Annotated in this window: 11 protein-coding genes and 1 pseudogene; 6 read left to right on the forward strand and 6 right to left on the reverse strand. The window is 63.8% G+C overall.

All coding sequences use genetic code 11. The features are described 5' to 3' along the window. Window positions 1-207: 207 nt before the first annotated feature. Window positions 208-1,437, forward strand: a pseudogene (locus LX81_RS03195) (argininosuccinate synthase); the annotation flags it as partial. Window positions 1,438-1,472: 35 nt separating this feature from the next. On the opposite strand, the gene LX81_RS03200 reads toward LX81_RS03195, so the two are convergent. Continuing rightward, on the reverse strand, window positions 1,473-1,970 hold the full coding sequence (locus LX81_RS03200; RefSeq protein ID WP_170133834.1) for a fasciclin domain-containing protein: 498 nt from the start codon (window positions 1,968-1,970) through the stop codon (window positions 1,473-1,475). Window positions 1,971-2,176: 206 nt separating this feature from the next. On the opposite strand from LX81_RS03200, the gene msrA reads away from it, so the two are divergent. Then, a complete protein-coding gene (gene msrA / locus LX81_RS03205; protein ID WP_111535844.1) occupies window positions 2,177-2,818 on the forward strand; it encodes a peptide-methionine (S)-S-oxide reductase MsrA in 642 nt (213 codons plus the stop codon). An 18-nt stretch (window positions 2,819-2,836) separates the two neighbouring features. On the opposite strand, the gene LX81_RS03210 is transcribed toward msrA, so the two are convergent. Continuing rightward, a complete protein-coding gene (locus LX81_RS03210; protein WP_111535845.1) occupies window positions 2,837-3,724 on the reverse strand; it encodes a cation diffusion facilitator family transporter in 888 nt (295 codons plus the stop codon). Between the two features lie 91 nt (window positions 3,725-3,815). Then, a complete protein-coding gene (locus tag LX81_RS03215) occupies window positions 3,816-6,071 on the reverse strand; it encodes an NADP-dependent malic enzyme (protein ID WP_111535846.1) in 2,256 nt (751 codons plus the stop codon). Window positions 6,072-6,207: 136 nt separating this feature from the next. Between LX81_RS03215 and mutS the strand changes: the two genes are divergently transcribed. Next, entirely contained in the window at window positions 6,208-8,847 is a 2,640-nt protein-coding gene (gene mutS / locus LX81_RS03220) for a DNA mismatch repair protein MutS (RefSeq protein ID WP_111535847.1), read from the forward strand. A 376-nt stretch (window positions 8,848-9,223) separates the two neighbouring features. Here mutS and LX81_RS03225 read toward each other — a convergent pair whose 3' ends face one another. Together LX81_RS03225 and hrcA are read right to left on the reverse strand one after the other, a co-directional pair. Next, the gene (locus LX81_RS03225) at window positions 9,224-9,910 is read right to left on the reverse strand and encodes a nucleotide exchange factor GrpE (protein WP_234822469.1); all 687 of its coding nucleotides are present in this window, start codon (window positions 9,908-9,910) and stop codon (window positions 9,224-9,226) included. 10 nt (window positions 9,911-9,920) lie between these two features. Continuing rightward, window positions 9,921-10,955 carry a heat-inducible transcriptional repressor HrcA gene (gene hrcA / locus LX81_RS03230; RefSeq protein WP_373280261.1) on the reverse strand — a complete coding sequence of 345 codons (1,035 nt, stop codon included), beginning with the start codon at window positions 10,953-10,955 and terminating at the stop codon, window positions 9,921-9,923. A 121-nt stretch (window positions 10,956-11,076) separates the two neighbouring features. Here hrcA and rph point away from each other — a divergent pair, with 121 nt between their 5' ends. The 3 genes from rph to hemW are packed head-to-tail and all read left to right on the forward strand — an operon-like array spanning window position 11,077 to window position 13,524. After that, on the forward strand, window positions 11,077-11,790 hold the full coding sequence (gene rph / locus LX81_RS03235) for a ribonuclease PH (RefSeq protein WP_111535849.1): 714 nt from the start codon (window positions 11,077-11,079) through the stop codon (window positions 11,788-11,790). Continuing rightward, window positions 11,787-12,395 carry an RdgB/HAM1 family non-canonical purine NTP pyrophosphatase gene (rdgB, locus tag LX81_RS03240; RefSeq protein ID WP_111535850.1) on the forward strand — a complete coding sequence of 203 codons (609 nt, stop codon included), beginning with the start codon at window positions 11,787-11,789 and terminating at the stop codon, window positions 12,393-12,395. The genes rph and rdgB overlap by 4 nt, the downstream gene beginning before the upstream one ends. Next, window positions 12,358-13,524 (forward strand): radical SAM family heme chaperone HemW, encoded by a 1,167-nt coding sequence (gene hemW, locus LX81_RS03245; RefSeq protein WP_111535851.1) that lies wholly within the window; start codon window positions 12,358-12,360, stop codon window positions 13,522-13,524. Before rdgB ends, hemW begins: the two co-directional genes overlap by 38 nt. Here the strand turns inward: hemW and LX81_RS03250 are convergent. After that, window positions 13,521-14,414 carry a ParB/RepB/Spo0J family partition protein gene (locus tag LX81_RS03250; protein ID WP_111535852.1) on the reverse strand — a complete coding sequence of 298 codons (894 nt, stop codon included), beginning with the start codon at window positions 14,412-14,414 and terminating at the stop codon, window positions 13,521-13,523. The genes hemW and LX81_RS03250 overlap by 4 nt on opposite strands. Window position 14,415: the final 1 nt, after the last annotated feature.

Raw genomic sequence — 14,415 nt, forward strand, 5'->3', positions numbered from 1 at the left:
GCAAGCGGACGTGCGAGGCAAGCTTGCGGTCTTCGATGTGACGGCCAGAAACCGTCGCGAGGGGCGGGATGGCGATCACGACCGCCCTGCCCGGGTCGGTCCTCCGAAACAGTTGATCGGCGCGACGCCATCCCTCCCGACAACGCCCGCAAAGCTTGCCGGGACTGGTGAAAGACGGTATCGGCCCCGGCAGTCGCCGCCAGCCAGGAGAGAGAGATGTCCGCCCCGAAGAAAGTCGTCCTTGCCTATTCCGGCGGCCTCGACACGTCGATCATCCTGAAGTGGCTGCAGACCGAATACGGCTGCGAGGTGGTCACCTTCACCGCCGATCTCGGGCAAGGCGAAGAATTGGAGCCGGCGCGCAAGAAGGCGGAGATGATGGGTGCGACCTCCATCCATATTGAGGATCTGCGGGAGGAATTCGTCCGCGACTTCGTTTTCCCGATGTTCCGCGCCAACGCCCTCTATGAGGGGCTCTACCTCCTCGGCACCTCCATCGCGCGGCCGCTCATCTCCAAGCGCCTCGTGGAGATCGCCGCGCAGGAGGGGGCCGACGCCGTGGCGCATGGCGCGACCGGCAAGGGCAACGACCAGGTCCGGTTCGAGCTTGCGGCCTACGCGCTCAATCCCGACATCAAGGTGATCGCGCCCTGGCGGGAATGGGACCTGTCGAGCCGCACGAAGCTTCTCGATTTCGCGGAGAAGAACCAGATCCCGATCGCCAAGGACAAGCGCGGCGAAGCGCCGTTCTCGGTCGATGCGAATCTCCTGCATACGTCGTCCGAGGGCAAGGTTCTCGAGGATCCGGCGGAAGACGCACCCGATTACGTCTATCAGCGCACGACCGATCCCGAGAAGGCGCCCGATCAGCCGCAATACGTGGAGATCGGGTTCGAGCGCGGGGACGCAGTTTCGATCGATGGGCAGACGATGAGCCCCGCTGAGATCCTGACGAAGCTCAACGAACTCGGCGGCACGCATGGCTGCGGGCGGCTCGACCTGGTCGAGGGCCGGTTCGTGGGCATGAAGTCGCGCGGTATCTACGAGACGCCCGGCGGCACGCTGCTTCTAGAGGCGCATCGCGGCATCGAGCAGATTACGCTCGACCGCGGTCAGGCGCATCTGAAGGACGAACTGATGCCCCGTTATGCGGAGCTCATCTACAACGGTTTCTGGTTCAGCCCAGAGCGGGAGATGCTGCAGGCGGCAATCGACCACTCACAGGCGCATGTCACGGGAACGGTGCGGCTCAAGCTCTACAAGGGTTCCGCGCGGTGCGTCGGACGCTGGTCGGACCATTCGCTCTACTCCGAAGCGCATGTCACGTTCGAGGACGATGCCGGCGCTTACGACCAGAAGGACGCGGCGGGGTTCATCCAGCTTCAGGCCCTGCGGCTGAAACTCCTGGCCGCACGCGAAAGACGGCTTCGCGGATAAGACGTAGGGCCATGCAATGCATGGCCCCCGTTCGCCTACATGCCGGTATCGGGCATGAAGGCCGTGTCGATGACATGCATCGTGACGTTGCCGACCTGCAGGTCGGTATCCACCACGGTCGTCATCGGCCCGCCTTCGGGTCCCACCATCACGGTGTCGCCATCGACTTCCACCATGAGTGAACCGCCACCGAGCGTTTCGACGTTGGTCGAACCACCCGCATCCTCGGCCATCTGGATCACGTCCTCGGCCATCACGGTTCCCGATACGGCGTAACCCTGGATCACAGAGGCGAGCTGATCGGTATCCTCCATAAGGGCGTTCAGTTCTTCCTGCGGTGCCGCGGACAGCGCCTCGTTCGAGGGAACGAAGACGGTGACCTCATCGCCGTTCACGATCATGTCGGTGACGCCGGCCGTTTCCGCAGCGCCGACCGCATCGCTCACGTCCTCGGACAGATCCTGCGCCAGTGCGGGCGTCGCAAGTCCAAGGGTCAGGGCGATGAGTGAGCTCTGAGCGAACTTCATGTACATCCGGTTCTCCTCCAATGTGACGAATGCAAGTCCACCGGCATCATGCCGGTCGTGCCGCATTCCTCTCCTTTAAGGGTATTGGCCGCATGTCATTTCGACAGGGCAGGCCCCCCGTGGCGCATCGTCACGAACGAGCCGTTCACGGCGGGGTGTCTTGCATGAGCACCGCGAACACCCGACCATGGCGGGCAAAGGGAGACTCACGCATGACATTCGGAAGAATATCGATCGCCGCCCTGTTCGCATTGGGACTTCTCGCAGGCGCGGCGAATGCCCAGAACGCTGAAAGCAAGACCGCGATTTTCGCTGGGGGCTGCTTCTGGTGCGTCGAGGCCGATTTCGAGAAGGTCAAAGGTGTGGGCGACGTGATCTCCGGCTTCACGGGAGGCACCACGCCCGATCCCGTCTACCGCGCGTCCGGCGATCACATTGAGTCGGCCGAGATCCCCTACGATCCGTCTGTGGTGAGCTACAGCCAGCTTCTCAACCTCTACTTCCGCTCCGTCGATCCCACCGATGCGGGCGGGCAGTTCTGCGACCGCGGGCACGAATACACGACCGCAATCTTCGTCCAGAACGAGGAGGAACGCGCTCAGGCGGAAGCGGCCAAGGCCGAGGCCGAAGCGCAGCTCGGTCAGGAGATCGTCACGCCGATCCTGGATGCGGGTGAGTTCTATCCCGTCGACGCCTATCACCAAGATTACTACAAGAGCGACGAGCGCATCGGGTTCAGTTCCGTCGGTCTCGCCGTTCCGAAGAGCATCGCCTACAAGCGCTACCGCGAAGGCTGCGGCCGCGACCAGCGGGTCCGTCAACTCTGGGGAGACGCGGCGCCCTTCACTGGCTAGTCGGCAGACGGGTGTCGTTCAACCGATGACGACGCCCTGCCGTTTGGACTTGTGCTCGGGCTCGATATGGATCGTCACTTGGGCATCGGTCAGTTCACGCTCCATCTGGCTCTCAATCCGGTCGCAGATCTCGTGCGCATCGTAGACGCTCATGTCGCCGGGCACGATCAAGTGGAAATCGATAAAGGTGGTGGATCCCGCATGTCGTGTCCTGAGGTCATGGGCCTCAAACGCGCCTTGGGCATTGTGGGCAATCAGATCGCGGATTTGCTCTAGCCGCTCTTCGGGAACAGCCTCGTCCATGAGCCCGCTGAGCGATTCCTTGACCACCTTGCCGCCTGACCAGAGGATGTGGAGCGCGACCAGCGCCGCGATAATCGGGTCGAGAATTGCTAAGCCGGTCGCGACGGCAAGGGTTACGCCTGCCACCACGCCGAGAGACGTGATCACGTCGGTCAAGAGATGCCGTCCATCGGCCACGAGCGCGGGCGATTCTTCCGCGTGCCCGCGCTGGATCAGGAGACGCGACCAGAACGCGTTGATGACGGTCGCGCCGAGGCTTACGGCAAGGCCCGCCGCGGGCATGTCGAGCCCTGCCGGTTCGCGGATCCCGTGATAGGCCTCGCGCAGGATGAATAGCGCGGCGAGCATGATCAGCAAGCCCTCGAGCACCGCGCTCAGGAACTCCGCCTTGCTGTGCCCGTAGGGATGGGTGGTGTCCGCAGGTTGCGAGGCGACGTGGATCGCCGCCAGTGCCGCCAGCGCCGCGGCGACGTTCACGATGCTCTCAAGCGCGTCCGACAGGAGCGCGACGGATCCGGTGAGCCAGTAGGCGCCCATCTTGATCGCGAGCACGACCAGTCCGACGAGTACGCTCAGAAGCCCGATCCTGAACTTGACGGTCATTGGGGCTTCTCCATGCAGACGGCGAGGGACACGATACTACGCGCCCTCGCACCACCGGGAAACCTCCGATTCCCGGCGGTGCGGGCCGTCCTTATCCGATGTCGACCGCGGCGATGGCGGCCATATTCAGAATATCGCTCACCGCGGAATTGGTGGAGCAGATCTGGACCGGCTTGCGGATACCCGTGAGGATCGGGCCGATGATCGTCGCCCCACCCATCTCCTGCAGGAGTTTGACGGAGATCGAGGCCGAATGGCGGGCAGGCACGACGAGCACGTTCGCAGGGCCCGTCAGGCGGCAGAACGGATAGGCGGCCATCGCGCGGGGGTTCAGCGCCACGTCCACCGTCATCTCGCCGTCATACTCGAAATCGACGCCACGCTTGTCGAGGACGCCGGGTGCGCCGTGCATCTTCGCCGAACGCTCGCTTACCGGATAACCGAATGTCGAGAAACTGACGAAGGCCACGCGCGGTTCGAGCCCCATGCCCCGAGCGAGTTCGGCGCCGCGCTCCGCGATGTTGGCGAGATCGTTCTCGTTCGGCCATTCGTGGACCAGCGTATCGGCAACGAGCACCACCCGGCCGTTTAGCAGGATCGCGGTGATGCCCACCGCCCCGTCTTCGGCCCGCGCATCGAAGACGCGATTGACGAGGTCGAGCGCCTGCGCCGACTTGCGCGTGGCGCCGGTCACCATGCCGTCGCCATGCCCGTGGGCAAGCATCAGCGCGGCGAAGACGTGCCGGTCGCGCGCGGCCATGCGATGCACATCCGTCTGGTCGTATCCCTGCCGTTGCAGGCGCGAATAGAGGAAGTCCTTGTACTCTCCCAGATGCTCGGTCGTGGCGGCATTCACGATCTCGAGCTGGTCGGTCGCGGCCTCGAGGCCTTCCTTGGCCAGCATCGTGCGGATATCGGGCTCGCGGCCGACGACGATGGAATGACCAAGACCCTCCCGCTGGTACGAGATCGCCGCACGCAGGACGCGGATGTCGTCGCCTTCGGCGAAGATCATGCGTGATTGTGCACGGCGGGCACGGACATAAATGCCTTGCAGGATCGACGCGGTCGGGTCCATCCGCGCCTTCAGGGCGTGCTCATAGCCCTCCATGTCGACGATCGGACGGCGCGCCGCGCCCGTGTCCATTCCAGCGCGCGCGACGGCGGGCGGGATGCGCCAGATCAGGCGCGGATCGAAGGGGGTCGGAATGATGTAGTCGCGCCCAAAGCTCAGGTTGCGGCCGTAGGCCACCGCGACCTCCTCGGGCACCGGCTCCCGCGCGAGTTCCGCCAGGGCCTCCGCGCAGGCGATCTTCATCGCATCGTTGATTGCACGGGCATGGATATCGAGGGCGCCCCGGAACAGGTAGGGAAAGCCCAGGACATTGTTGACCTGGTTGGGATAGTCGGATCGGCCGGTAGCGACGATCACATCCTCGCGCACTTCGTGGACCTCTTCCGGCGTGATCTCGGGATCGGGATTGGCCATCGCGAAGATCACCGCATCGCGGGCCATCGACTTCACCATCGCCTGCGTAACCGCACCCTTCGCCGAGACGCCGAGAAACACGTCCGCTCCATCCAGGGCCTCGGCCAGCGTCCTGGCGTCGGTCCGGGCAGCGTGGGCCGACTTCCACTGGTTCATCCCCTCGGTCCGGCCCTGATAGATGACGCCCTTGGTGTCGCACATGATGCAATTGTCATGCCGCGCACCCATCGACTTCAGCAATTCGAGACAGGCGATCCCCGCCGCGCCGGCACCGTTGAGCACGATGCGGACATCCTCGATCCGCTTGCCGGAAATGTGCAGCGCGTTGATGAGCCCCGCGGCGCAGATCACCGCCGTTCCGTGCTGGTCATCGTGGAAGACGGGTATGTTCATCTCTTCTTTTAGGCGGCTTTCGATGATGAAGCATTCGGGTGCCTTGATGTCCTCCAGATTGATGCCGCCGAAGGTCGGCTCCATGAGCTTCACCGCCGCGCAGAAGGCATCCGCGTCCTCCGTGGCGAGCTCGATGTCGATGGAGTTCACGTCGGCGAAGCGCTTGAAGAGCACCGCCTTGCCCTCCATCACCGGCTTAGAGGCCAGCGCGCCGAGATTGCCGAGACCGAGAACGGCGGTACCGTTCGAGATCACCGCGACGAGATTGCCCTTGTTGGTGTAATCGTAGGCCTGTCCGGGCTCCGCGGCGATGCGCTCGCAGGGCACGGCCACGCCGGGCGAATAGGCAAGGCTCAGGTCGCGCTGCGTCGACATCGGCACCGAGGCCGCAATATCGAACTTGCCTGGACGCGGATGCATGTGAAACGCCAGCGCCTCGTCGTCGGTCAATCTCTTCCTGGCCATGTCGCCTCCCCTCTTCACGTCGGACGTTCGTGGCACAGCCCCCCTCCTCGTACCAGTGTCAAAAGAAGCGGGTTTCGGGCTTTCGCAGCGACCCCCGACACCGATAGGATCGCACCGTCAGACGAGGGAGCGCGGAATGAACGTGGCCAGCGCGGCCGTCACGCCGATGATGACGCAGTATCTCGAGATAAAAGCCGATCACCCCGGCGCGCTTCTCTTCTACCGGATGGGGGATTTCTACGAGCTCTTCTTCGACGACGCAGAGGCCGCGGCGAGCGCCCTCGACATCGCACTGACGAAACGGGGCAAGCATCAGGGGGACGACATCCCGATGTGCGGCGTGCCGGTCCACGCGGCCGAGGGGTATCTTCTCACGCTCATCCGCAAGGGCTTCCGCGTCGCCGTCTGCGAGCAGATGGAGGACCCGGCGGAGGCAAAGAAGCGCGGCTCCAAATCCGTCGTCAAGCGCGCTGTCGTCCGGCTCGTCACGCCCGGCACACTGACCGAGGAGAACCTTCTGCAGGCACGGCAGAACAATTTCCTTGCCGCTTTCGCGGAGATCCGCGGCACGGGGGCCGTGGCCTGGGTCGACATTTCGACGGGCGAGCTTCGCGTGACCCCCTGCCCTCCCGTCCGGCTCGGCCCGGAACTCGCGCGGATCTCGCCGCGCGAGGTGCTTTTGAGCGAGGCCGCGGAGAGGGCAATGACGGACATCGTCGAGGAGGCGGGCGCATCCCTTACCTCGCTCGCACGATCCTCCTTCGACAGCACCGGCGGGGAGGCACGGCTCTGCCGGACGTTCGGAGTGGGCTCGCTCGACGCCTTCGGGAGCTTCGCCCGACCGGAGATCGCGGCGCTCGCGGCGCTCGTCGATTACCTGGAGATCACGCAGAAGGGCAAGCTGCCCCTCCTCCGGCCCCCCGTGCGGGAGGAGGCGGGAACGGTCCTGCAGATCGACGCGGCGACACGGCGGAACCTCGAACTCACACGCGCACTCGCGGGAGGACGCGAGGGATCGCTTATCGATGCGATCGATCGCACCGTGACGGCGGGCGGCGGGCGGCTCCTCGAACGCCGGCTCGTCTCGCCCGCCCGCGAACTCGCGGTCATCCAGGCGCGCCAGGCAGGTGTCACGGCGCTTGTGGACGATCAGGTGCTCGGCGAATGGCTCCGGGAGGGGTTGCGGCGCGTGCCCGACATGGACCGCGCGCTCTCCCGGCTGGCGCTCGAGCGGGGCGGGCCGCGCGACCTCGCCGCGATCCGCGACGGGTTGATCGGGGCCGAGGCACTCTCCCGTCTCCTCGGCACCGACCTGCCCGGCATCCTTACGAAGGCCGCGAAGGCCCTCGCGGGTCACGATGCGCTCACGGACCGGCTCGACATCGCGCTGGTGGCCGAGCCACCGCATCTCGTTCGAGATGGCGGCCTTGTCGCGCCGGGCTTCGACGAGGCGCTCGACGAGGCGCGGACGCTCCGGGATGAGGGCCGTGGCGTGATCGCACGCATGCAGGCCGAATATGCGGAGGCAACCGGCGTCGCCGCCCTCAAGATAAAGCACAACAACGTGCTCGGCTATTTCATCGAGACCACGGCCACCCACGCGCAGAAGATGCTGTCCCCTCCGCTTTCGGAGACCTTCATCCACCGCCAGACGACGGCCGGAGCGGTGCGGTTCACGACCCTCGAACTCTCCGAACTCGAAACGAAGATCCTGAACGCCGGAGGCCGCGCGCTGGAGATCGAGAAGCGGATCTTCGCGGAACTCGCGGCGGAAATCGTGGAGCGGGCGGCGGAGATCGGCAGTGCGGCCCGCGCCCTTTCGGAGATCGATCTCGCCGCCTCTCTCGCCGATCTCGCAGTGAGCGAGGAATGGTGCCGCCCCGAGGTGGAAGCGGGCCGGGCCTTCGAAATCACGGGCGGTCGCCATCCCGTGGTCGAAAAGGCCCTCCGCGCGCAGGGGACCGGTCCCTTCGTGGCCAACGATTGCCATCTCTCGACGGGCGGCGACGAACCGGCGCTCTGGCTTCTCACCGGGCCCAACATGGCGGGCAAGTCCACCTTCCTGCGCCAGAACGCGGTGATCGCGATCCTTGCGCAGATGGGGGCCTTCGTTCCGGCGGAACGCGCCCGGATCGGGATCGTGAGTCAGCTCTTCAGCCGCGTGGGCGCGGCCGACGACCTCGCGCGTGGGCGCTCCACCTTCATGGTAGAGATGGTGGAGACCGCGGCAATCCTGAACCAGGCGGATCCAAATGCACTGGTCATCCTCGACGAGATCGGGCGCGGGACGGCCACTTATGACGGCCTCTCCATCGCCTGGGCGACGCTTGAGCACCTGCATGGGGAGAACCGCTGCCGCGCGCTCTTCGCCACGCATTACCACGAGCTCACGCGTCTCGCCGAGAAGCTCGAGGGCGTGGAGAACGCGACGATGGCGGTCAAGGAATGGGATGGAGAGGTCATCTTCCTGCACGAGGTCCGGCGCGGCGCGGCCGATCGCTCCTACGGCGTGCAGGTGGCGAAACTCGCGGGTCTGCCCCCTTCCGTCGTCGCGCGTGCCAAGGTCGTGCTGGCCGCGCTGGAAAAAGGTGAGGCGGAAGGCCGCAAGACGGCGCTTGTGGACGATCTGCCGCTGTTCTCCGCCGCAGCGCCCGCTCCGGTGAGGACCGAGCCGGCGAGGAGTGCCGTCGCGGAGCGTCTCTCGGAGATACATCCCGACGAACTCACTCCGCTCGACGCGCTGCGGCTCGTCTACGATCTGAAGTCCCTTGCCTGACTGGGTGGGATCAGACGTCGGCGAACCGGGTCATTTAAACGGGTCGAATAGCGGATCCGCAGCGAAAGGTCTGGCCATCCTGAACATTGGACGCCCTACCCCGTCCTGAAACCTGACCCTCCGCCTCGGACATGAACCCCCGCGTGACCGAGGCATATGGGCAATGAACCCCACCTACATCACCTTGGAGCCGCGGAGCTACGGCCGCAACATAGGCGGATGAAGCCCTCGGAACCCGGCCATTGCGTGCACACGGCCTTCTAGAGCCCCCAACGTCCCCCGCATCATACCAGTTCGCATGGATGGCGCGGCAATCGGGACGCAGGCTGCGATCGACGCCTGAATCCGAGGATACCGCGGGACATCCCGTGCGCGATCAGGCGCCCTTGGGGGTGGAACTGACGCCGACTTGGGCTGCACGCAGCAATCGGTCGTGGAGCATGAACCCCTCGCCCATTACCTGGATGATGTCGCCGGCCTTCGTCTCGGGGACGGGCGCCTCGAACATCGCCTCATGGATCTTCGGGTCGAAGCGGTCCCCGATCTCGGGTTTGATCACGGTGATCCCATGACGCGAGAAGACGTTAAGAAGCTCCCTCATCGTCAGCTCGATCCCCTCGATCAATGCCGCGTTCGCCTCACGCTGTTCGTCGGAGATCGATTCGACGGCGCGCTTGAGGTTGTCGTAGACGGGCAGCATGTCGCGGCTGAGCTTGGAGCCGCCGTAATTCTCCGCTTCCCGCCGGTCCCGGTCGGAACGCTTGCGCGAATTCTCGGCATCGGCCAGCGCACGGACAAACCGGTCGCGCAATTCGTCGCGCTCGGCGCGAAGCGCCTCCATCTCGGCCGCAATACCGTCGTCGTGCTCGACGACCGGCGGTTCGGCCCCGGCCTCCGTGTCGCCTTCGGCCGTATCGTCGTAATCGGGCCCGGGCGCGTCGAGGTCGATCTCTCCCTCCGGTGCCACACGCGGCTTGCGTTTTACCTTGTCGGCCTCCGACGGCTCGTTCTTGAGCATCTCTTCGATTGCGGCCTCGATGTCGCTCTCGTCGTCTTTTGCCATGTCTCTTCCGTTACTCGCGGTCCGACAGCAATCTGCCGACCAGTTGCGCCGTGTAGTCGACGATCGGAACGATCCGCCCGTAATTCAATCGGGTCGGACCGATGACCCCGACCGCTCCGATGATCTTACGGTCAGCGTTCATATATGGAGACACCACCAAAGAGGAACCCGAAAGTGAGAAAAGCTTGTTCTCGGAACCGATGAAAATGCGTACCCCCTGCCCGCCTTCCGTGAGCTCGAGGAATTCCACGATGTCCCGCTTTCGCTCGAGGTCGTCGAAGAGCTGACGGACGCGCTCGAGATCCTCGGCCTGCGTCGCATCGCCAAGGAGGTTCGCACGCCCTCGCACGATCAAGCGCGCATGCGCCTCGCCCTCCGCCGCCCAGGTTGCCAGTCCGCTTTCCACGAGCTGGCTGGCGAGGTCGTCGAGCTCGCGGCGATGTATCGCAATCTCCCGCGCGATCCCGTCGCGCAGCTCCGTCAGTGTCTTGCCCGCGGCGATGGCGTTGAGAAAGTTCGCGGCCTCCCGCATCGACGACGGCGTCTGCCCCATCGGCGGAGCGAAGACACGGTTCTCGACATGACCGTCCGCGAAGACGAGGACCACGAGAGCCCGGTCAGGTCCGAGCGCCACGAAATCGATATGCCGGATCGGCGCCTCGTGCTTCGGCGCGAGAACGAGGCTCGCTCCGGAAGTTGCCCCCGACAAGGCCGACCCCACGCGATCGAGGAGAGAACCGACGTCGTTTTCCTTGGTGCCCAGCGTTCCCTCGATCTTCGCCCGGTCATCGGCCGTCAGGTCACCCATCTCAAGCAGACCGTCGACGAACATCCGCAGCCCGAGCTGGGTCGGAATGCGGCCGGCCGAGACATGCGGCGAATTGAGAAGGCCGAGATATTCCAGATCCTGCATGACGTTGCGGATCGTGGCCGCCGAAACCTTCTCCGTCATTGATCGGGTCAGTGTCCGCGAACCCACGGGATCGCCGCTTTCGAGATAGGATTCGACGACCCGTCGGAAGACTTCCCGCGTACGGTCGTTCATTTCCGCCATCAGCGTCTGGCGCTGTCTTACGTCTGGAGTATCTGCCATCGCTCAAGATGTATCGGGTTGCGCGCGTTCGGCCGATGCGTATCACGTGGCGCGACCGAGGAAAGGATCATCCATGCGCCCGTCCGGAAGAAAACTAGACGAAATGCGCCCCATTTCAATCGAGACCGACGTGACGCGGCATGCGGAGGGGTCATGCCTCATTCGCTGCGGCGATACGCACGTGATCTGCACCGCGACACTCGAGGAGCGGGTCCCGCCCTGGCTGCGCAACAAGGGCCAGGGTTGGGTGACGGCGGAGTACGGGATGCTGCCGCGGGCCACCCATACGCGAATGCAGCGCGAAGCCAAACGTGGGCAATCGGGTCGTACGCAGGAGATCCAGCGCCTGATCGGGCGCTCACTGCGTGCCTGTGTCGATCGAAATGCCCTTGGCGAGCGGCAGATCAGCGTCGACTGCGACGTGATCCAGGCCGATGGCGGCACGCGCTGCGCATCGATCACCGGTGGATGGGTCGCGCTCCGTCTTGCCATCGACAAGCTGATGAAGGCCGGCGACATCGTCACCGATCCGCTGACCGACCATGTCGCGGCGGTGAGTTGCGGGCTCTATGCCGGACAGCAGGTCCTCGACCTCGACTATCCGGAGGACAGCGAAGCGGGGGTCGATGGGAATTTTGTTCTGACCGGATCCGGACGGATGATCGAGGTTCAGATGTCGGCCGAAGGCGCGACCTTCGACCGGGATCAGCTCACCGGGCTCCTTGATCTCGCGAGCAAGGGCGTAAGCGAACTGGTCGTCGCTCAGAAGGCCGCCACGGGCCGATGAGGCGGTTCGCGGGCGATCATCTGGTTATCGCGACTCACAATCGAGGCAAGCTCGAGGAGATCTCGGACCTCCTTTCACCCTACGGAATCACGCTGTCCTCTGCCGCCGATCACGATCTGCCGGAGCCGGTGGAATCGGGGACGAGCTTCGTGGAGAATGCCCGGATCAAAGCTCACTCGGCCGCCTCTGCCACCCGGTTGCCCGCCCTCGCAGACGATTCCGGCCTGGAGATAGATGCGCTCGGCGGGGCCCCCGGTGTCTATACCGCCGATTGGGCGGAGACGTCGGAAGGTCGGGATTTCGGCATGGCCATGCGCCGTGCTCACAACGAGATCGTCGCGAGCGGAGCCGAGGAACCGTGGACGGCACGTTTCTGTTGCACGCTTGTTCTGGCTTGGCCCGATGGGCACGACGAGGTCTTCCCGGGGATCATGGCTGGCCGGATCGTGTGGCCGATGCGGGGCGAAGAGGGTCATGGCTACGACCCCGTCTTTCAGCCAGATGGACACACAAAGACGTTCGGGGAAATGGATCGCTGGACCAAGAACAGGATATCGCATCGTGCGGATGCCTTCGGAAAACTCGTTGCAGGCTGTTTCGCCTGATCCTTTTGTACCGTTCGGCATCTATGTACATTGGCCGTTCTGCCAGGCGAAATGCCCCTACTGCGACTTCAATTCCCATGTCGCCGCATCGGTAGACCATTCCGCGTGGCGCACGGCGTTTCTCGGAGAAGTCGCACGCGCGGCCGAGGAGATTCCGGATCGGATCGTCGGATCGGTGTATTTCGGCGGCGGCACGCCAAGCCTTATGGATCCGCGGACGGTCGGCGCAGTGATCGACGCGATCCGTCGGCACTGGCGGACGGTCAACGACGTGGAAATCACACTGGAGGCAAATCCGACTTCCGTGGAAGCTAACCGCCTCCGGGCCTACAAGGACGCAGGTGTAAATCGAATTTCCATGGGTATTCAGGCCCTGAACGATACGGACTTGAAAAGGTTGGGGCGCCTGCACAGCGCGACGGAGGCCCGGACCGCCTTCGGAATCGCCAGGCAAACTTTCGACCGGGTCAGCTTCGATCTTATCTATGCAAGACAGGATCAAAGCTTCGAAGACTGGAAGACAGAACTCGATCAGGCGCTCGACATGGCGGCCGATCATCTTTCGCTCTACCAGTTGACGATCGAAGACGAAACGGCCTTCGGCGAGCGTTTCCGCCGCGGCGGCCTCCACGGTCTTCCCAATGAGGACCTTTCCGCCGATCTCTTCGAGTTGACGCAAGAGATGACAGAGGCCGCCGGAATACCGGCTTACGAGATCTCGAACCATTCCGTACCGGGGGCACAATCCCGGCACAACATGGTCTATTGGACTGGGGGAGATTGTCTCGGAATTGGCCCTGGAGCTCACGGTCGATTGACGTTGAACGGGCGGCGCCATGCGACGGAGGAGATCAGCAGTCCTACCGCATGGCTCGCGGCTGCACGCGAGGGCCAAACGAGTGCGAGAACCGTATTAAGTCAGAAGGACGCTCAGGAAGAGCTGTTGCTCATGGGACTGCGGATTCGGGAGGGCGTCGCCCTTACCGCCCTCGATCAGATTGAGGGTCTACAACAGAAGGTTGCGAACCTCCGGGATATAGACTTGGTGGACGTCACAGACGGCCGTTTGAGTACGACCAAACGAGGTCGGCCTCTTCTGAACGGAATTCTTCGGGAAATACTGGCTTAGGCGTTTTGGCTTTCTGACAAGATCCGGCAGAGGTCGTCGAGTTCGGTTAGATTGCGGTAGGTAATCACAACCTTCCCCGATTCACGTCCCGGCTTGTGCTCGATGGACACTCCCATGCCGAGGTTCGCCTTCAAATCGCTTTCCAACGCCCGCGTGTCGGCATCCTTTTCGCGGACCTCGCCGCCATCCGAAGAGCGCGGCCGGGTTTTTGGTTTTCGCGTCAGCGTTTCGACATCCCGCACCGAAAGGTTTTTCGCCACAATCTGGCGAGCAAGTTCCGACGCGTTCTCAAGGGGAACGAGCGCTCTCGCATGGCCAGCGCTGAGCTTTCCCTGCGCAAGAAGGGCAAGAACGTCCGCCGGAAGATTAAGTAATCTCAATGCATTAGCGATGTGACTACGGCTTTTCCCCAATGCCGTTGCCATTTGCTCCTGAGTATGTCCGAATCGCTCCATCAGCTGACGGTATCCGGATGCTTCGTCGACGGGATTGAGATCCGATCTCTGGATATTCTCGATGATCGCGACTTCAAGCACCTCGGTATCGTCCAGCTCACGAACGATCACGGGGACATCATGTTTCTGCGCGATCTGTGCGGCACGCCACCGCCGCTCCCCGGCGACGATCTGATAGCGGTCCCCACCTTCCGGATGGCGGCGAACGATTAGCGGCTGGATGATCCCCCGCTGGGAAATCGACGCCGCCAGCTCTTCGAGGCTTTCGGATTCGAAGCTACGTCTCGGCTGGTCCGAATTCGGCTCAATCTGCTCTATCGGAATGTGCATCTCGGGAACTCGGCGACGTTCCTGTTCTCCGTCGTTGTAATCGACGTCGGCCATTAACGCCGTCAAACCACGACCCAACCCTCTGCGTTCTCGTTTTTCCATCATC

The sequence above is a fragment of the Palleronia aestuarii genome, assembly GCF_003253995.1.
GTDB classification, from domain to species: domain Bacteria; phylum Pseudomonadota; class Alphaproteobacteria; order Rhodobacterales; family Rhodobacteraceae; genus Palleronia; species Palleronia aestuarii.